Consider the following 17,133-nt stretch of genomic DNA (forward strand, 5'->3'; position numbering starts at 1 on the left):
CCGACCCAGGACGAACAGCCATGAACACGAGCAAACGCGCACTGGTCACTGGCGGCAGCGGCGGCATCGGCGCGGCGATCTGCCGGCGCCTGGCGGCCGACGGCCACCACGTGATCGTGCACGCCAACCGCGGCCTCGACAAAGCGCAGGCCACCGCACAAGCCATTCGCGACGCCGGTGGCAGTGCCGAAGCCCTGGCCTTCGACATCACCGACCGCGCGGCCACCGCCGCCGCGCTGGCCGCGTTGGTGGAGAGCGGCGGCGCGGTGCAGATCCTGGTGAACAACGCCGGCATCCACGACGACGCGGTGTTCCCCGGCATGAGCGGCGAACAGTGGGACCGTGTGGTGGACGTGTCGCTCAACGGTTTCTACAACGTCACGCAGCCACTCACCATGCCGATGATCCGCAAGCGCTGGGGCCGCATCGTGAGCATCTCCTCGGTGGCCGGCGTCATGGGCAACCGCGGCCAGGTCAACTACGCGGCCGCCAAGGGCGCGCTGCACGCGGCCAGCAAGTCGCTCGCGCTCGAACTCGCCAGCCGCGGCATCACCGTCAACGCGGTGGCGCCCGGCATCATCGACACCGACATGATCGAAGGCAGCTTCGACGCCGAGACCATCAAACGCCTGGTGCCGATGCAGCGCGCCGGCCGCGCCGACGAAGTGGCCGAGCTGGTGGCCTTCCTCGCCTCCGACAAGGCCGCTTACGTGAGCGGGCAGGTGATCTCGATCAACGGTGCCATGTGCTGAGCCCGGCACCGATAGGATCACGGGGTTCGCACCCGCGTTCTGCAGGTCTGCTCCTCCCGGCGTGAAAGCCCCGCACACCGGCCGCACCCCACGGGGCGAGCCACGCCTTTCAACACCCGACCGCCTGCCCCACCAGGGCCTGCAGGTCCATCAGAGGGGATGCCTGTGAAGTTGAAGAACCCGTTGTTCCTGTCGCCCGCCGCCGCACCCGGCCGCGTTGTGCTGTTCTGCCTGGGTGGCCTGGCCGCGGGCGCGGCCGTCGCCCAGCCTGCCGACGCGCCAGCCGCTGCCCCGGCCACGCTGGAGCAGTGCGCCCAGATCGGCGCCGCCACCGACCGCCTGAACTGCTACGACACACTGGCCGGTCGTGCACTGGCACCGGTGGTGCCGGCCGCGCAGCAGCCGCTGCCGGGCGAAGACACCAACGCTGCGCCCTCTGCTCCCTCCCTGCTCGCGCAAACGGGCGGGCCGTTGCCACCCGCTTCGGCCTCGGCCTCGTCCAGCAGTCTGCTGGCCAAGTTCTGGGAGCTGGATGCGGCCGACAAACGCGGCGTGTTCAACTTCGTCGGTTACCAGCCGAACTACGTGCAGCCGCTGCACGTCTCCTCGCGCGTCAACCGCGCACCCCAGACGCCGACGCAGGCGGCGGTGCTGGCACCGGACGACCGCCGCCAGGAAGCCAAGTTCCAGCTCTCGCTGCGCACCAAGTTCCTGCAGGACGTCGGCCTTCCCGGAGGTGACCTGTGGGGCGCCTTCACCATGCAGACCATGTGGCAGGTCTACAACCACGCCGACTCGCGGCCGTTCCGCAACACCGACTACCAGCCCGAGCTGATCTACGTGGTGCCCACCGCGCCCGGCCTGCGGGCGCTGCCGTTCGGCTGGCAATGGCGCTTCACGCAACTGGGCGTGGCGCACCAGTCGAACGGGCAGTCCGACCCACTGTCGCGCAGCTGGAACCGGGTCTACCTCGGCGCCGGCTTCGAGCGCGGCAACTGGACCTTCATCACCCGGCTCAACAAGCGCCTGGGCGAACGCCTGGAGAACGACAACAACCCCGACCTGCTGGACTACCGCGGCAAGGCAGAGTTCACCCTCGGCTGGTCCAGTGGCCTGCACACCGCGTCACTGCAACACCGCAGCACCCTGCGCAGCGGCAACCGCGGCAGCACCACGCTGGAGTGGTCCTACCCGGTGGCACGCGAGCAGCCCAACGGCCTGCGCTGGTACCTGCAGCTGTTCAGCGGTTACGGCGAGACCCTGTCGGACTACAACTTCCGCCAGACCAGCGTGGGTGCTGGGGTGAGCTTCCTGCAGTTTTGATCGATCCGCGCCGGCCCGTCAGGGCTGACGCAGTGCGCTGGCATTGGTGTTGACATGCCGTGCGCCTCGCAGCTTCGGCTCCACCAGCGGCACCGTCAGCATGGTGCTGGCCACGGCCATCAGCAGCAGGGCGGTGAAGGTCTCGCTGGTGATGATGTGTTTGTCGAGCAGGATGTTGGCGAAGATGATCATGATCAATGCCTTGGTCTGCAGCAGCCAGCCGATGACGGAGGCCTCGCCCGCCGGCCACTTCAGGACGCGGCCGGCCGCGTGCACGCCCAGCAGCTTGCCGCTGACCGAGGCCAGCAGCAGCAGGGCGGCGACGCCGAACACCGCCACGCCACCCAGCTCCCAGTTGGTGCGCAGGCCGGTGGAGATGAAGTACACCGGCATGATCACCAGCAGGATGTTGTGGCGCAGCTGGTCCAGCTTGTCCTGGTCGAACCACTCGGCGTCCATCACCACGCCGGCCAGGAAGGCGCCCACCATGTAGTGCAGGCCGGCCCAGTCGGCGCCGAAGGCACAGACCGCGAGCCAGATCAGGCTCACCGCCCAGCGGTCACGTTCCTGCAGGCGCCGCATCAGGCGGCGGAACACCAGGGACAGCAGCACGAAGGCCACCGCGAAGGCCGCCTGTTTGCCGACCCGTTGCCAGTCCATCAGGATCAGCGCCAGCACGCCCCAGATGGCGATGTCGTCCACGCTCGCGTAACGCAGGATGCGTTGGCCCAGCGGGCGCCGCAGCACGTCGATTTTTTCCATCAGCAGGATGAGGATGGGCAGGGCGGTGACGGCGCAGGCCATGCCGACCCCGGCGACGAACTGCCAGGGCCGCGCCTCGGCGCCGATCCAGCCCGGCATGCCCAGCATCAGCAGCGCGGCGGCGCTGCCCAGCAGCAGCGGCATGCCCAGCGCCAGGCCGGCGGTGATGCCGCTCTCGCGCCGGTGTTTCCAGGCCGCACGCAGGTCGAGCTCGATGCCGGCGATCATCACGAACAGCATCACGGCCCACCAGGCGATGCCGTTGAGCGACTGGATTACCGCCGGGTTGAAGACGAACTGATGGAACTCGGGAAAGGCCTTGCCCAGCACGCCGGGGCCGATCAGGATGCCGGTGATGATCTGCACCACCACCAGCGGTGCCCAGTAGTCGGTTCGGCCCAGGCGCCAGATCAGCCAGGGCACGGTGAAGATGATCGCCATCGCGATCAGGAAAACTTCGGTGGTGTTCATCGCCGAGGGCTCAGCGGGAGGCGACACGCCGCCAGAGCAGCAGCGGCAGACGCAGCACGAAGCCGATGAACAGGCGCGTGTGCATCCAGCTCAGCAGCACGTTGTCGCGCAGGTATTTGAAGTGCGACACACCGCCTTCCTGCGGCGTGAAGTAACGCACCGGGGCATCGATGTTGATCGGCCACACGCCGGCCCAGCACAGGCGCACCACGGCCTCGGGGTCGAAGTCGAAGCGGCGCATGAAGCGCGTGCCCTGCATGACCTGGATGAGCGGAGCGATGGGGTAGACGCGGAAGCCGTAGAGCGAATCGCCGATGCCCATGCCCAGCGTCTCCAGGTTGGCCCAGCCGTTGGAGACCTTGCGCCCGTTCACGCGCAGCGCCGGGGCCTCGGGGCCGAACACCGGCTTGCCCAGCACCATGGCGGCGGGGGTCGCCTGCGACGCGGCCATGAAGGCCGGGATGAGTTGCTCGGGGTGCTGGCCGTCGGAGTCCATGGTCAGCGCGTGCGTGAAGCCGGCCTGCGCCGCCAGCGTGATGCCGTGCAGCACGGCCGCACCCTTGCCCTGGTTCTGCGGCAGCACCAGCACACGCAGGCCGGGGTCGTTGCGCGCCAGTTCGGTCAGGCTCTCGGCCGAACCGTCGGTGCTGCCGTCCACCACCACCCACACCGGGCTCCACTGCGCACGCGCCGCGCGCACCGTGGCCAGCACCTTGGGGCCTGGGTTGTAGCTCGGGATCAGGACGAGGTGCGTGGGGCTGGAGGCGGGCATGGGATCAGGCGACGGCCGACGAGGCCATCAGGGTCGGGGACGGGCCCAACTCGGCGCGGAAGTACGCCTCGAGTTCGGTGGTGAAGGCGCGCGCGTCGCGCGGTGCCTCGAAGCGTTTGCCGACGCGGATGCGGCAGGTGAGTGGCAGGCTGGGCTTGCGCCACAGCGGCCAGCCCTTGCCCAGGTAGGGGCTGGAGAATTCGATCAGCAGGGTCTGCACCGGCATGCCGGCGCGCGCGGCGATCAGCGCGGTGGAACGTGACAGCGGGTTGAGCGGGTTGCCGGGGTAACCCACGGTGCGCGTGCCTTCGGGAAACACCACGATCTGCGCGCCCTGCTGCAGCTCGCGGCAGCAGCTCAGCACCGCACCCAGCAGGTTGTCGTTGCGCACGTAACGCGCCATGCGCGCACCGGCGCCGAACAGCGGGTTGTCCATGATGTCCGCCTTCATGAAGCAGACCGCGTTGGGCAGGCGCGAGGTGATCAGCACCGCGTCGAGCAGCGAAGGGTGGTTGGCCACGATCACCATCGGCCCCTGGTCGCGCAGGGCGTCGATCTCGCGCAGGTCGAAGCGGCAGGCGCAGAGCAGGCGCAGGATGCTCACGTAGAGCCGGAAGCCGCGCATGATGGCCTGGCGGCCGAGCCAGCGCCCGAAGGGGCGCGGCAGCACCGGGTAGAGCGCCAGCGCCAGCGGCGACCAGGTGAGGCAGATCACGGCCAGCGCGCCGAGGCCGACCACCATCGCCAGATGTTCGTACACGCTCCACAGCAGCGACGTTGGGCGTGACATCGTGTTCATGGGGTTCATGCGCTCGCCATCGGGTGCAGGGCCTGGCTCTCGACTTCCACCAGCAGGTCGGCGCGGCAGATGTCGGACAGCACGCAGACCAGCGGTGCACCGCCCAGCAGCGGTTGCAGGGTGTCGTGCACGGTGCGGGCGTGTTCGGCGTGGCGCACATAGGCGCGGTGGCTCAGGCCGGCGAGCGAAAACGGCTGCGCCGAACGCGCCTGCCGGTTCGCCTGTTCCACCAGGCACTGGATGTTGCGCACGGTCTCTTCGCACTGCGCGGCAACGTCACCCAGGTGCACCGTTTCGTGGCCGACGATGCTGGCAGTGCCGGAGACGAACAGCGCCTCGGTGTGGCCCACGTCGGCCAGCGCGGCGCGCGAGAAAGAGGGCGCGCGCGGCCCGTATTGCGTAGGGTACTGCCAGGCGCTGACCTGGCGCGGGTTCTCCAGCGGACGCAGCGGTGTGCGCCCGGCCAGGAAGGCCACCGACAAAGGGCCGTCTTCGACCCCGATGGCGCAAGCCGCCGGCAGCTGCCGGCCGGTGTCGCGTTGTGCTGCCAGCAGGGCCTGGTGGCGGCCGAAGTTGAACTGGCGGTAACGCTCCAGCCCGTGCGAGCTTTCGTTGATGCGCGCCAGGTAGTTCCAGACGCGCCAGAGCTGCGGCAAGGCCTGCGCCTGCAGCAGGCGGAACAGGCGCCGGTACAGCAGTTCGCTGGCGGCCTGCAGTGGCGGCAAGCCGGCGAACGGGGCGGCGGAAAGGGCCGGGTCGTCCTCGTGCAGCTCGATCACGCCGTACAGCACATCGGCGGTGCGCCGCCAGTGAATGCCTTCGCTGTGGCCCTCTTGCACCTCTTGCGCCGGGCCGCCGGCGAACCAGGCCTCTTCGTGCAGCGGTGCGCCGTCGGCCGCAAGCAGCAGCGGCGCACGCAGCGCCTGGCGTGGCCAGGGCGCGGCCGCGGTGGGTTGCACGTTGGTGCCGATGGCCGCACCACCGAGCACACCTTCCAGGGATTGAAGGGCCGCTACTGGCCCGCAGGTGTACGACAGACTCACGACGTGCTGGCCAGGGTTGCCTCGTCGGCCGGTCGGATGTTGGCGCGGCGCTTGTGCCAGGCGGCAAAGGCGCGTCGCGGCTGCGTGATGTTGGCGAGGAAGTACAGCGTCTTGACGGCGAACATCGAACGCCCGATGGGCCCGCCGCCGATCACGAGAACGTCACATTGGTGGCGTTCGACTCCCTGGTTGTCGTTGTGCATAAAAACTCAACACCGCAAGCACGGTCTCGCGCCGGGTGTTCGGGCTGTGGACAGATCAAAATTGTACCGGTGCCCACAGCCCGCCTTGCGTGCTCCTGCACACCGACTTGACAAGTCCGCGCGCGGCTCAGCCGCGCTGCTGGCGCGCCAGTGCCAGGCCCGCCAGCAGCACCGCCGCGAGCGGCCCGGCGGCCTGCACCGAGCCCATGGTGGCCAGGGTGGCGGCGCTCGCCAGCAGCCAGGCCATGGCGCCCGCGCGAAGCAGTGCGAGCAGGGCGCGCACTGCGCGCGGCGCGGCATCGGCACACAGCAGCAGGCCCAGCGTGGCGATGGCGGTGGGGTCCGGCGCCAGACCGACCACCTCGGCCTGCATCCAGGGCCGGCCCGAGGCCATGGCCAGCAGCGGATGCACCAGCAGCGCCCACAGCAGCAGGGCCAGGCCGATGCGGTGGCGCAACGCCGAGGCCGTGGCCTGCACCGGGTGCTGGAACGACAGCACCAGCAGGCCCAATGCCTGCAACCCGAACAGCCAGGCAGCGGTGCTGGCGGCCCAGTTGATGGGCGCGTAACGCTGCCAGAGAAAACTGTAGGCCACCCAGGCCCAGGCGATGGCAAAGGCCAGCGCCCCGGCGCGCAAGGGCCGGCCGCGCCGGCCCGGGCACAGGAAAGCAAACAGCACCAGACCGAGCAGCACGCACAAACCCGGCGCCGGCCACAGCGCGCTGTTCTGCAGCTCGAACAGGCGCCAGTAGGTGCGGGGCGCGAACATCAGGAAGTCCGCCGGCCGGTAGGTCCACCATTCGCTCATGGCTGCGCCTCCAGGGGCATGTGGCGGGGGCTCACAGCGCGGCCACGTCGCGGGCCATGCGGGCGCGCAGCGCGGCATCGGGCAGCCGGCCGCGCGCCGCACCCATGTTCTGCCGCAGGTGCGCCACCTGGCTGGTGGCGGGGATGGCGCAGGTCACGGCCGGGTGCGACACCACGTACTTGAGCGCCACCTGCGCCCAGCTGTCGCAACCGATGTCGGCGGCCCAGCCCGGCAGCGGATGGCGCGCCAGCTGGTTCAGCAGATCGCCCTGGCGGAACGGCCGGTTCACCAGTACCGCGATGCCGCGCTCCTGCGCCAGCGGCAGCAGGCGCTGCTCGGCCTCGCGGTCCAGCAGGTTGAGGGTGAGCTGCACGAAGTCGATGCGCTGGGTGCGCATGATGCGTTCGAGTTCGGCGTGGCGCCGGCCTTCGGAGGTGCTGATGCCGACGTACCGCAGGCGGCCGCGCGCCTTCATCTCGAACAGGCGCGGCAGGTGCCCTTCCCAGCCCAGCAGGTTGTGCACCTGCATCAGGTCGAAACGCGGCACGCCCCAGAAATTGCGCGAGGCCTCGATCTGCGCCGCGCCGCGCGCCGCGTCACCCACCCACACTTTTTCGGCCGAGAACAGCGCCTGGGGCTGCTGCAGCGCGGCCAGCGCGTGGCCGATGGTGGGCTGCGACGAACCGTACATGGGCGAGCTGTCGATCAGCCGGCCGCCGGCCTCGAAGAAGGCGCGCACCACCGCAGTACAGGCCTCCAGCGCCGGAGCGTCGTTGCCGACGTTGAAGGTGATCCAGGTGCCCAGGCCCACCACGGGCAAGGCCTCACCGCTGGAGGGGATGCGGCGCGTCAGCAGGCCGCCGGACGTGGCCGATGTGGCAGGAGGTGAGGCGGCCCAGGCCGGCCATGCGCTGGCGAGCGTGGTGCCGAGTGCCGCGCCCAGCCATTGGCGGCGGTTGTGCCCTGGCCCGGTGTCTACCGTGTGGTGGTTCATGCCGCCTCCCGTTGTTCTTGAGCAAGGTGGGACGCGGCATGGGAACCCGAAGTTCCGGCCGGCGCGGTTCACTTCAGCAGCGGCGAGCGCAGGATGATCTGCACCGTGGCAAAGAAGTGCTCTTCCAGCGCCTTGAGCGCGGTGGTCTCGTCGCGCGCCAGCACCGCGTCCACCAGCCGTTTGTGCTCGGCCTTGACGTCGCGGTGGTGGTCGGTGTCCAGCGGCACCGAGAGCAGCCGGTAACGCTCGCTTTGCGCATACAGCAACTCGCGCATGCGCAGCAGCCAGGCGCTGGGGCAGGCGCTCACCAGGGCTTCGTGGAAGGCGCCGTGCGCCTGGTTCCAGGCCGCAGAGGTGCGTGCCTCTTCGTCCGACGGCATGTCCTGCAGCCGCTCCATGCGGTGGGCGGCGGCCACGATCCGGATTTCCCATTCCACGTCGCCGTGCTGCATGGCCTTGCTCAGGCACAAGGACTCCAGCTCCACGCGGGTGCGGGTGAGGTCCAGCAGCTCTTCCTTGCTGACCGGCGCCACGCGGTAACCGCGGTGCGCCTCGGCGATGACCATGCCCTCGGCGCTGAGGCGCGAGAGCGCTTCGCGGATGGCGCCCAGGCTGACCTCGAAGCGCTGCTCCAGCGCCTTGATGTTGAGCTTGGCGCCCGGCAGCAGGCGGCCTTCCAGGATCTCCGTCCGGATGCGTTGGCAGACGGTTTCGGCCTGGGTCAGTTTGGCGGTGGTGGTCATGGCTCGGCGATTTTATGAGGGAATGTACCAATAAAAGAATAATAGATTCTTTGTCAAATGATAGATCGTCGGTGCTAGAGTCCCGGCCAGACACACACACCGAGGAGTCTTGAATGAAGTTGTTGCGATTCGAGCGGGCAGGGCTTGAAGGTTGGGCGGTACAGGACGACGGCAGCGGCCTCTGGCACGGGACCACGTCGGATGCCGCCGCCTACCCGGGTGCGCTGGACGCGGCCATCCGCGCTGGCCGCCAGGTGCTGGACGCTGTCGCGGCGGTGATGCGGGCACAACCCACTGTCGACCTGGCGCAGGTGCGCCTGCTCGCCCCGGTGGCCGAGCCGCGCAAGATCATCTGCGTGGGGCTCAACTACCGCGACCACACGGAAGAGAGCGGCTTCGAGCAGCCCGCCTACCCGACGCTGTTCTCACGCTTCAACACCAGCGTGGTGCCGCACGACGCGCCGCTGGAGCACGCGGGCGATCTGTCCGACACGCTGGACTTCGAAGGCGAACTGGTGGCGGTGATCGGCACCGGCGGCTCCCGCATCCGGCATGAAGACGCCCTGTCGCACGTGCTGGCCTATTCCGTCTTCAACGACGGCAGCATGCGCGAGTACCAGTTCAAGACCCCGCAATGGACCATGGGCAAGAACTTCGACCGCACCGGCGGCTTCGGCCCCTGGCTGGTGACGGCCGACGAACTGCCACCGGGCGCGCGCGGCCTGCGGCTGCAGACGCGGCTGAACGGGCAGGTCGTGCAGTCGGCCAACACCGACGACATGGTGTTCGACGTCGCCTCGCTCATCGTCACCATCAGCGAGGCGATCACGCTCGAGCCGGGTGACCTGATCGTGGCCGGCACGCCGGCCGGCATCGGCCATGCCCGCGAGCCGCGCCTGTACATGCACCCTGGCGACGTCTGCGAAGTCGAGATCGAACGCATCGGCCTGCTGCGCAACCGCATCGTGTCGCGCCAGCCGGCGCCCACCGCTCACCCCCCCGCCCACCAAGAGGAGACAACCGCATGAACCGCCTCAACCGCCTGCTGGCCGCCCTGGCCATCACCAGCTTCGCCGCGCTCGGGTCCACCGCCGCGCTGGCGCAGGACTTCAAGTCGCGCAATGCGCGCTTCGGCCATGGCCTGGCCGACGACCACCCGGCCGGCCAGGCGGCCAAACAGTTCGCCGCCGAGATGGACAAGGCCAGTGGCGGCAAGATGAAGATTTCGGTGATCGCCAACCAGGCCCTGGGCCCCGATCCGCAGATGCTGGCCGCGCTGCAGGGCGGCGTGCAGGAGTTCTACACCGGCAGCGTGCTGGCCATGCTGGGCCAGGTGAAAGAGCTCGGGTTTCAGGACGTGCCCTTTCTGTTCAACACCGAGGCCGAAGCACACGCCGTGTTCGACGGACCGGTGGGTGCCCACCTCAACGCCAGACTCTCGGCCGTCGGCATCCACGTGCTGGGTTGGTGGGAAAACGGCTTTCGCCACATCACCAACTCGCGCCGCCCGGTCAACACGCTGGACGACCTCAAAGGCCTGAAGCTGCGCACCCAGCCCAACCCGCTCACGCTGGACGCGTTCAAGGCGATTGGCGCCAACGCCTCGCCGCTGCCCTGGTCCGAGCTGTTCGTGGCGCTGGAGACCAAGGCCTTCGACGGCCAGGAGAACCCGGTGGTGCTGATGTACACGCAGCGCTTCTACGAGGTGCAGAAGTACATGACGCTGTCGGGCCACGTCTATTCGCCGCTGATCTTCGGCGTCTCCAAGCGCTTCTGGGACAGCCTCTCGCCGGCCGAGCAGGCGGCGATGAACACGGCCGCGAAGAACGCCACCGTGTACCAGCGCAAGAGCACCGCCGCCGAAGCCGGCAACGCGCTCCAGGGCATGAAGGACAAGGGCGTTCAGGTGACGCAGTTCTCGCCCGCCGACCTGCAGGCAATCCGCGACCGCGTGCCGCCAGCGATCGCGCCGCATCTGGAGAAGATCGGCCCCGAGTTCATGAACCTGGTGCGCAGCGAAATCGCCAAGGTGCGCGGCACCAGCACCGCCGCGAAGTAACCGGCCACCGCCGCCGTTGCGACACACGACCGGGCCGCGTGCCCGGTCGCTGCGCGCTGCGTTGCACGCGGCCACAGGCCATGCAACAAGAGAACAAGAGCCCCGAGACAAGGCCCCGCCATGATCCCTTCTTCTTCGCCTGCTTTTCCTTTGCCCCCTGCCGTGCTTGACGCGCTGCGCCAGTTGCTCGGCGACCGCCTTGTCACCAGCGCTGCCGTCTGCGACCAGCATGGCCGCGACGAATCCATCTTTGCCGCCATGCCCCCGGCGGCCGTGGCGTTTGCGCGTTGCACCGACGAGGTGCTGGCCATCGTCCGCCTGTGCCGCGAGCACCGCGTGCCGCTGGTGCCCTATGGCGCTGGCTCGTCGCTTGAAGGCCATACCCTGGCCACGCAGGGCGGCGTGACGCTCAACCTGCAGCAGATGGACCGCCTGGTGGCCGTGCACGACGAAGACCAGACGGCCACCGTGCAACCCGGCGTGACACGCAAGGCACTCAACGCCGCGTTGCGCGACAAGGGCCTCTTTTTCCCCATCGACCCTGGCGCCGACGCCACCATCGGCGGCATGTGCGCCACGCGCGCCAGCGGCACCAACGCCGTGCGCTACGGCACCATGCGCGAGAACGTGCTCAACCTCACCGTGGTCACACCCGACGGCCAACTGGTGAAGACCGCGCGCCGCGCCCGCAAGAGTGCCGCGGGTTACGACCTCACGCGCCTGTTCGTCGGTTCGGAAGGCACGCTGGGAGTGGTGGTGGAGGCCACCGTCAAACTGCATCCGCTGCCCGAAAGCATCAGCGCAGCCGTCTGCGCTTTCCCCAGCATCGACACCGCGGTGCAGGCGGTGGTGCAGATCATCCAGGTCGGCGTGCCCATCGCGCGCTGCGAATTCGTCGACAGCGTGGCGATCCGCGCGCTCAACGGCCACAGCAACACCGGCCTGCCGGAGCAGTCGCACCTGTTCTTCGAGTTCCATGGCAGCGAGACCGGCGTGCGCGAGCAGGTGGCGCTGGTGCAGGACATCGCCGGCGAGTTCGGCGGCGAGCGGTTCCAGTGGGCGGATACACCCGAAGAGCGCACGCGGCTGTGGGAGGCGCGGCACAACGTGTACTTTGCGGCACTGTTGTTGCGCCCCGGTTGCCGCAGCGTGGTAACCGATGTCTGTGTGCCGATTTCCCGACTGGCCGACTGCGTCAACCAGACCGCGGACGACCTGCGGCAATCGGGCCTTCTCGCGCCCATCGTCGGCCACGTGGGGGATGGCAACTTCCACGTGCAGATGCTGATCGACGGCGGCTGTGCCGATGAACTGGAAGCGGCCGAAGCGCTCAACGCGCGGCTGGTCACGCGGGCGCTCGGCATGGACGGCACCTGCACCGGTGAGCACGGCATCGGCCTGCACAAGCAGGCGTTCTTGCTGGAGGAGTTGGGCGAGGCCCCGGTGGCGCTGATGCGCCAGATCAAACACGCCATGGATCCCCACAACCTGATGAACCCGGGCAAGATCTTTGCGTTCTAGAAACCACCCCCGCAAGCCGACGCGTGGCACCCCGATGGAGCACTGACATGAAATCCCTCATCCACTGGTACTTCAAGGCGCTCGAGCTGGTCATGGTCCTGTGCCTGGCCGCCATGTGCATCATGGTTTTCGGCAACGTGGTGCTGCGCCACGTCTTCGATTCGGGCATCAACACCTCGGAAGAGCTCTCCCGCTTCATGTTCATCTGGCTCACCTTCCTGGGCGCCATCGTCGCCATGCGGGAAGGCGGCCACCTCGGCATGGACGTGCTGGTGCGCCACCTGCAGGGCCGCGCGCGCTGGCTGGCGCAGATGCTGAGCCAGTTGCTGATGCTGGCCTGCTGTGCGGTGTTGCTGTGGGGAATGGTCCTGCAGCACGACATCAACGTCGCCAACACCGGCATGGTCACCGGCCTGTCGATGGTGGTCGTCTATTCCGTGGCCTACCTGTGCGCGATTTCCATCGGCGCGATGTTGCTGGTCAACATCGTCGGCCTGCTGCGCGGGCGCGAGCTTCCCGAGAACGACTTCACCGACGCCGCCTGAGCACCCCACACCATGATCGTCTTCATCTTCATCTTCGTGTTCGCCCTGCTCGCCGCGATGGCGCTGGGCATGCCCATTGCGTTCGCCCTCATGGTTTCCGGCCTGGCCATGATGGCCTGGATGGACCTGTTCAACGCGCAGATCCTGGCGCAGAACATGCTGTCCGGTGCCGACAGTTTTCCGCTGATGGCCATTCCGTTTTTTGTGCTCGCTGGAGAGCTGATGAACGCGGGCGGCATCTCGCGCCGCATCGTGGCGGTGGCCGGCGCCTGGGTCGGCCACTTCAAGGGCGGCCTGGGTTATGTGGCCATCTTTGCCTGCGTCATCATGGCCTCGCTCTCGGGCTCGGCCATCGCCGACACCGCGGCGGTCGCGGCCCTGCTGATCCCGATGATGCGCAAGGCGGGTTACGACATGCCGCGCGCTTCGGGGCTGATCGCTTCGGGCGGCATCATCGCGCCCATCATCCCGCCCTCGATCGGCTTCGTGATGTTCGGTGTGGTCGGCAACGTGTCCATCACCAGCCTGTTCATCGCCGGCATCGTGCCCGGCCTGCTCATGGCGCTGGCACTCGTGGCCACCTGGATGTACCAGGCCAGGCGTGACAACATGCCGCGCGGCGACAAGGCCACCATGCGCGAGCGCTGGTCGGCCACCTTCGCCGGCATCTGGGCCTTGCTGCTGCCGGTGCTCATCGTCGGTGGCCTCAAGGGCGGCTACTTCACGCCCACCGAAGCCGCCGTGGTGGCGGTGTTCTACGCCGCCTTTGTCGGGTTCGTGGTGTACCGCGAACTCAAGTTCTCGCACCTCTATGCGCTGCTGCTGGCGGCCGGGAAAACCTCTGCGGTGGTGATGTTCCTGGTGGCCGCCGCGCAGGTCACGGCCTGGCTGATCGCGGCGGCCGGCATTCCGATGGTGGTGGCCGACCTGCTGGCGCCGCTGTCGGATTCGCCCACCACGCTGCTGATCGTGATCATGCTGCTGGTGATCGTGGTCGGCACGGTGCTGGACTTCGCACCCACCATCCTGATCCTGGTGCCGGTGTTGATGCCGGTGGTGCGCATGGCCGGCATCGACCCGGTGTACTTCGGCGTGCTGTTCATCATGAACAACGCCATCGGGCTCATCACACCGCCGGTGGGCACGGTGCTCAATGTGGTCTGCGGCGTCTCGCGCGTGCGGCTGGAAGCGGTGGTGCGTGGCGTCATGCCGTACCTGCTGGCCCAGCTCGGGGTGCTGTTCCTGCTGGTGTTTTTTCCGCAACTGGTGCTCGCGCCGCTGCACTTCTTCACCCGGTGAGGTTGGCGGGTGAAGGGCCGTTAGACTGGGGCGATTTGTCCCCGTCTGCATGCGCGCCATAGCCCCACCTCCACCGCCTGCCCGCACCTCGCAGGGCGCGCTGATCATCAACCTGGTTGCCCAGCTCGCCTTCGGCCTGCTGGCCATGACCATCTGCATTCCGTCCATGCAGGAGTGGGGCGCACTGTTCGGCACCAGCCAGGCCGCGGTGCAGCTCACCTTCAGTGCCTATGTGGTGGCCTACGGCGTGGTGCAGCTGCTGTACGGCCCGCTGTCGGACCGGCTGGGGCGCAAGAAGATCCTGCTGTTCGGCCTGGTCCTGGGTGGGCTCGGCTCGGCGCTGGCCGCGCTGGCGCCCGACATCGGCACGTTGAGCGCGGCGCGTGCGCTGCAGGGCGCGGGCTGTGCCGCCGGTGCGGTGGTGGTCCGGGCGATGGTGCAGGACCTGTTCGTCGGCCCCGAGCGCACGCGCGTCATGGCCTACATCGGCATGGCCATGGGCGTGTGCCCGCCGCTGGCCACCATCCTCGGTGGTCAGCTGCACGTGCGCCTGGGCTGGCAGGCCAACTTCGTGGTGATGGCGTTGATGGCGGCGCTGCTGTTTGCCGCCGCCTGGCGCGGCCTGCCCGACCAGCCGGCGCGTATCGCGGCCGGCCAGGCGCCGCAGGCGCACTGGCTGCGCGAGATGGGCCGCGCCTACGCACGGCTGGCGCGCGAACCCGGTTTCCTGCTGTACGTGGCGGTGATCTCCTTCACCACCGCCACCTTCTACGCCTTCCTTGCCGGCGCGCCCATCGTGCTCGGCAGCTATGGCGTCGGACCGGCCGGCATCGGTTACTACATCATGGCCGTGCCGCTGTCCTACATCGTCGGCAACTACCTCACCACCCATCTGGTGCAGCGCATCGGCGAGCGCAGCGTGATGCGCCTGGGGCAGGGCACGGCGCTGTGCGGCATCGCGCTCACCATCGTGCTGGCCCTGGCCGGCGTGCACACGCCGCTGGCACTGGCGCTGCCGCTGATGCTGCTGGGCATCGGCCACGGGCTGCTGGTGCCGCCGACCCTGATCGGCACCGTCGGCCTGCTGCCGGCGCTGGCGGGTTCGGCCGCGGCGGTGGCCGGCCTGATGCAGCAGCTGATGGGCGCGGTGGGTGGTTTTGCGGTCGGCCTGGTGCCGCACCAGGGCGCGCTCAACCTCGGCTGGGTGATGTTCGGCCTTTCCGCCAGCGCCGCGCTGGCCATGGCCGGCCTGCAACGCGGCCAGGCGCGCCGCACTTGAACTGACGCCGGCACAAGGAACAATCGCCACTGTGGCGCGTTGTGATGCCGAGCCTGTGACCCGAACCGGATGTTTCTGACCATGCCTTCCTGCCTTCGCACCCTGTGCCTGCTGACCGCGCTCACCTTCCTGCCCGGCGGGCTCACGCTGGCCCGCGCCGCCGACGCCGACCAGGGCGCCGGCGCCGAGCCGCCCCGGCCGCTGGTGGTGCCGCAACTGCCGCCCACGCGCCCGGTGGCGGGCGAGGTGCTGGGCATCAACCTCAAGCGTGGCCAGGTGGCGCAGGCCGCGCGCCTGGGCTACGGCGTGATCGAAACCCGTTACCTGGGTGCGCTGTCGCTGCGTTACCACCGCCTGCGCGTACCGGCCGGCACCACCGAGGCGCAGGCGCTGGAACAACTCAACGCACGCGTGGCACCCGATGCCTTCGAGCGCAACCACACCTACCGCCCGAGCCAGGCCCAGGCCCAGGCCCAGGCCTGCGAAGGCCCGGGCTGCGCGGCGCAGCGCGCCATCGGCTGGCCCGATGTCACGGCCGGGCGCTGCCGCCTGCACACCCGCATCGGCATGATCGATACCGCGGTGGACGCCGAGCTCTCGGGCGTGGCCCCCAACAGCCTCTACATGCGCCGCCTCAACGGTGCCGAGCTGGCCTCGGACCCGGCGCACGGCAGCGCGGTCGCCGCGCTGCTGGCCGGCCGCCGCCACGCCACGCCCGGCCTGCTGCCGCACAGCCGGTTGTACGCGGCCGACGTGTTCTCGCCCGGTGCCGCGGGTGCCTCGCTGGCCTCGGCGGTGCGCGTGGCCGAGGGGCTGGACTGGTTGATCACGCAGCGCGTGCAAGTCATCAACATCAGCCTCGCCGGCCCGCCCAACGCACTGCTGCGGCAGGCGGTGGCGCGCACCCTGGGCCAGCGCGTGCTGCTGGTGGCCGCGGCCGGCAACGAGGGGCCGCACGCCGCGCCGGCCTACCCCGCGGCCTATCCCGGCGTGATCGCGGTGACGGCGGTGGACGAGCACCTGCAGCTCTACCCGCGCGCCAACCGCGGCGAACACATTGCACTGGCCGCGCCCGGCGTGGCGGTGCACGTGCCCACGCGCGACGGCGGTGCGCCGCAGACCGGCACCTCGTTCGCGGCGCCTTTCGTCACCGCCGTGGTGGCGATGCTGCGCGAGCGCGGCACGGTGGCGCGCGCGGACGTGCAGGCAGCCTTGCAGGGCTCGGCCAAAGACCTGGGCGCGCCCGGCCACGACCCGCTGTACGGCTGGGGCCTGGTGCAGGCGCCGCCGGCCTGCCACTGAGGCGTGGCGCAGCGGTTTCGCCAGGCGTGAAAAGGGCCGCCGCTATACTGCCCCCACCATGCACCGTTGGCTAGTTGCCGTTTTTGCCCTGCACTTTTTCCTGAGTGTGGGTGCCATGGCATTCGGCCAACCGCCCGCCGAGCACCTGCCGCACAGCGCGCTGGCGCAGGCCGTGCAGACCCAGGCTGATGACGCTTCCCGCAGCACCACCGCCAGCACCCCGCTGGCCAAAGCCGCAGGCCAACTGCTGGCTGGCAACCCGTCGGCCGACCACGGCCTGATCGACGGCCAACCCGACCTGCCAGATCTGCCCGAGTGCCTGGACGTGCCCCTGGCCATGTCCGGCCGCAGCGCGCACTGGCGCACCCCACCGCCCCCGCTGGCGAAAGACCTCACGCCGCCCGTGCTCGACGGCCTGCAGCGCCCGCCCCGCGGCCTGCCCGCCTTCGCCTGACCCT

The 17,133-nt window shown here is 69.2% G+C and carries 18 protein-coding genes; 10 read left to right on the forward strand and 8 right to left on the reverse strand.

What is annotated here, in order from left to right; genetic code table 11:
- The first annotated feature begins 20 nt into the window (after positions 1 to 20).
- Positions 21 to 752: a 3-oxoacyl-ACP reductase FabG gene (gene fabG / locus HPA01S_RS10605; protein ID WP_066269698.1), complete on the forward strand. Its 732-nt coding sequence runs from the start codon at positions 21 to 23 to the stop codon at positions 750 to 752.
- A 165-nt stretch (positions 753 to 917) separates the two neighbouring features.
- Positions 918 to 2,075: a phospholipase A gene (locus tag HPA01S_RS10610; protein WP_245638618.1), complete on the forward strand. Its 1,158-nt coding sequence runs from the start codon at positions 918 to 920 to the stop codon at positions 2,073 to 2,075.
- A gap of 18 nt (positions 2,076 to 2,093) precedes the next feature.
- Here HPA01S_RS10610 and HPA01S_RS10615 read toward each other — a convergent pair whose 3' ends face one another.
- The 8 genes from HPA01S_RS10615 to HPA01S_RS10650 form a co-directional block, all read right to left on the reverse strand.
- Complete coding sequence (locus tag HPA01S_RS10615; protein WP_066269700.1) at positions 2,094 to 3,308, reverse strand: cation:proton antiporter; 1,215 nt, start codon at positions 3,306 to 3,308, stop codon at positions 2,094 to 2,096.
- Between the two features lie 10 nt (positions 3,309 to 3,318).
- On the reverse strand, positions 3,319 to 4,080 hold the full coding sequence (locus HPA01S_RS10620; RefSeq protein WP_066269702.1) for a glycosyltransferase family 2 protein: 762 nt from the start codon (positions 4,078 to 4,080) through the stop codon (positions 3,319 to 3,321).
- A gap of 4 nt (positions 4,081 to 4,084) precedes the next feature.
- Positions 4,085 to 4,879 (reverse strand): lysophospholipid acyltransferase family protein, encoded by a 795-nt coding sequence (locus HPA01S_RS10625; RefSeq protein ID WP_245638619.1) that lies wholly within the window; start codon positions 4,877 to 4,879, stop codon positions 4,085 to 4,087.
- A gap of 5 nt (positions 4,880 to 4,884) precedes the next feature.
- On the reverse strand, positions 4,885 to 5,922 hold the full coding sequence (locus HPA01S_RS10630; protein ID WP_066269703.1) for a chorismate transformation FkbO/Hyg5 family protein: 1,038 nt from the start codon (positions 5,920 to 5,922) through the stop codon (positions 4,885 to 4,887).
- Positions 5,919 to 6,125, reverse strand: coding sequence for a hypothetical protein (locus HPA01S_RS10635; protein WP_066269704.1), 207 nt, complete (start codon positions 6,123 to 6,125; stop codon positions 5,919 to 5,921). The genes HPA01S_RS10630 and HPA01S_RS10635 overlap by 4 nt, the downstream gene beginning before the upstream one ends.
- Before the next feature lie 127 nt (positions 6,126 to 6,252).
- Positions 6,253 to 6,933 (reverse strand): DUF6064 family protein, encoded by a 681-nt coding sequence (locus tag HPA01S_RS10640; protein WP_066269707.1) that lies wholly within the window; start codon positions 6,931 to 6,933, stop codon positions 6,253 to 6,255.
- 31 nt (positions 6,934 to 6,964) lie between these two features.
- Positions 6,965 to 7,927: an aldo/keto reductase gene (locus HPA01S_RS10645; protein ID WP_066269708.1), complete on the reverse strand. Its 963-nt coding sequence runs from the start codon at positions 7,925 to 7,927 to the stop codon at positions 6,965 to 6,967.
- 68 nt (positions 7,928 to 7,995) lie between these two features.
- Positions 7,996 to 8,670 carry a GntR family transcriptional regulator gene (locus HPA01S_RS10650; RefSeq protein WP_066269709.1) on the reverse strand — a complete coding sequence of 225 codons (675 nt, stop codon included), beginning with the start codon at positions 8,668 to 8,670 and terminating at the stop codon, positions 7,996 to 7,998.
- A 113-nt stretch (positions 8,671 to 8,783) separates the two neighbouring features.
- Here HPA01S_RS10650 and HPA01S_RS10655 point away from each other — a divergent pair, with 113 nt between their 5' ends.
- The 8 genes from HPA01S_RS10655 to HPA01S_RS10690 all read left to right on the forward strand — a co-directional run bounded on the left by HPA01S_RS10655 (position 8,784) and on the right by HPA01S_RS10690 (position 17,129).
- Positions 8,784 to 9,698 (forward strand): fumarylacetoacetate hydrolase family protein, encoded by a 915-nt coding sequence (locus HPA01S_RS10655; protein ID WP_066269710.1) that lies wholly within the window; start codon positions 8,784 to 8,786, stop codon positions 9,696 to 9,698.
- A complete protein-coding gene (locus tag HPA01S_RS10660; RefSeq protein WP_066269712.1) occupies positions 9,695 to 10,729 on the forward strand; it encodes a TRAP transporter substrate-binding protein in 1,035 nt (344 codons plus the stop codon). Before HPA01S_RS10655 ends, HPA01S_RS10660 begins: the two co-directional genes overlap by 4 nt.
- Positions 10,730 to 10,849: 120 nt before the next feature.
- On the forward strand, positions 10,850 to 12,250 hold the full coding sequence (locus HPA01S_RS10665; RefSeq protein ID WP_066269714.1) for an FAD-binding oxidoreductase: 1,401 nt from the start codon (positions 10,850 to 10,852) through the stop codon (positions 12,248 to 12,250).
- A 47-nt stretch (positions 12,251 to 12,297) separates the two neighbouring features.
- Positions 12,298 to 12,795 (forward strand): TRAP transporter small permease, encoded by a 498-nt coding sequence (locus HPA01S_RS10670; protein WP_066269716.1) that lies wholly within the window; start codon positions 12,298 to 12,300, stop codon positions 12,793 to 12,795.
- Between the two features lie 12 nt (positions 12,796 to 12,807).
- The gene (locus tag HPA01S_RS10675) at positions 12,808 to 14,094 is read left to right on the forward strand and encodes a TRAP transporter large permease subunit (protein ID WP_066269718.1); all 1,287 of its coding nucleotides are present in this window, start codon (positions 12,808 to 12,810) and stop codon (positions 14,092 to 14,094) included.
- Positions 14,095 to 14,143: 49 nt separating this feature from the next.
- The gene (locus tag HPA01S_RS10680) at positions 14,144 to 15,373 is read left to right on the forward strand and encodes a Bcr/CflA family efflux MFS transporter (protein WP_066269720.1); all 1,230 of its coding nucleotides are present in this window, start codon (positions 14,144 to 14,146) and stop codon (positions 15,371 to 15,373) included.
- Between the two features lie 81 nt (positions 15,374 to 15,454).
- Positions 15,455 to 16,675 (forward strand): S8 family serine peptidase, encoded by a 1,221-nt coding sequence (locus HPA01S_RS10685; RefSeq protein ID WP_169801519.1) that lies wholly within the window; start codon positions 15,455 to 15,457, stop codon positions 16,673 to 16,675.
- Between the two features lie 115 nt (positions 16,676 to 16,790).
- On the forward strand, positions 16,791 to 17,129 hold the full coding sequence (locus HPA01S_RS10690) for a hypothetical protein (protein ID WP_066269724.1): 339 nt from the start codon (positions 16,791 to 16,793) through the stop codon (positions 17,127 to 17,129).
- Positions 17,130 to 17,133: the final 4 nt, after the last annotated feature.

It is taken from the genome of Hydrogenophaga palleronii NBRC 102513 (assembly GCF_001571225.1).
Classification (GTDB): Bacteria; Pseudomonadota; Gammaproteobacteria; order Burkholderiales; family Burkholderiaceae_C; genus Hydrogenophaga; species Hydrogenophaga palleronii.

What these genes read in the sequence shown, in the direction of transcription:
- fabG (WP_066269698.1), top strand. Translation starts at nt 21, where the DNA reads ATGAACACGAGCAAACGCGCACTGGTCACTGGCGGCAGCGGCGGCATC.
- HPA01S_RS10615 (WP_066269700.1), bottom strand. Translation starts at nt 3,308, where the DNA reads ATGAACACCACCGAAGTTTTCCTGATCGCGATGGCGATCATCTTCACC.
- HPA01S_RS10620 (WP_066269702.1), bottom strand. Translation starts at nt 4,080, where the DNA reads ATGCCCGCCTCCAGCCCCACGCACCTCGTCCTGATCCCGAGCTACAAC.
- HPA01S_RS10625 (WP_245638619.1), bottom strand. Translation starts at nt 4,879, where the DNA reads ATGAACACGATGTCACGCCCAACGTCGCTGCTGTGGAGCGTGTACGAA.
- HPA01S_RS10635 (WP_066269704.1), bottom strand. Translation starts at nt 6,125, where the DNA reads ATGCACAACGACAACCAGGGAGTCGAACGCCACCAATGTGACGTTCTC.
- HPA01S_RS10640 (WP_066269707.1), bottom strand. Translation starts at nt 6,933, where the DNA reads ATGAGCGAATGGTGGACCTACCGGCCGGCGGACTTCCTGATGTTCGCG.
- HPA01S_RS10645 (WP_066269708.1), bottom strand. Translation starts at nt 7,927, where the DNA reads ATGAACCACCACACGGTAGACACCGGGCCAGGGCACAACCGCCGCCAA.
- HPA01S_RS10650 (WP_066269709.1), bottom strand. Translation starts at nt 8,670, where the DNA reads ATGACCACCACCGCCAAACTGACCCAGGCCGAAACCGTCTGCCAACGC.
- HPA01S_RS10655 (WP_066269710.1), top strand. Translation starts at nt 8,784, where the DNA reads ATGAAGTTGTTGCGATTCGAGCGGGCAGGGCTTGAAGGTTGGGCGGTA.
- HPA01S_RS10660 (WP_066269712.1), top strand. Translation starts at nt 9,695, where the DNA reads ATGAACCGCCTCAACCGCCTGCTGGCCGCCCTGGCCATCACCAGCTTC.
- HPA01S_RS10665 (WP_066269714.1), top strand. Translation starts at nt 10,850, where the DNA reads ATGATCCCTTCTTCTTCGCCTGCTTTTCCTTTGCCCCCTGCCGTGCTT.
- HPA01S_RS10670 (WP_066269716.1), top strand. Translation starts at nt 12,298, where the DNA reads ATGAAATCCCTCATCCACTGGTACTTCAAGGCGCTCGAGCTGGTCATG.
- HPA01S_RS10675 (WP_066269718.1), top strand. Translation starts at nt 12,808, where the DNA reads ATGATCGTCTTCATCTTCATCTTCGTGTTCGCCCTGCTCGCCGCGATG.
- HPA01S_RS10680 (WP_066269720.1), top strand. Translation starts at nt 14,144, where the DNA reads ATGCGCGCCATAGCCCCACCTCCACCGCCTGCCCGCACCTCGCAGGGC.
- HPA01S_RS10685 (WP_169801519.1), top strand. Translation starts at nt 15,455, where the DNA reads ATGCCTTCCTGCCTTCGCACCCTGTGCCTGCTGACCGCGCTCACCTTC.
- HPA01S_RS10690 (WP_066269724.1), top strand. Translation starts at nt 16,791, where the DNA reads ATGGCATTCGGCCAACCGCCCGCCGAGCACCTGCCGCACAGCGCGCTG.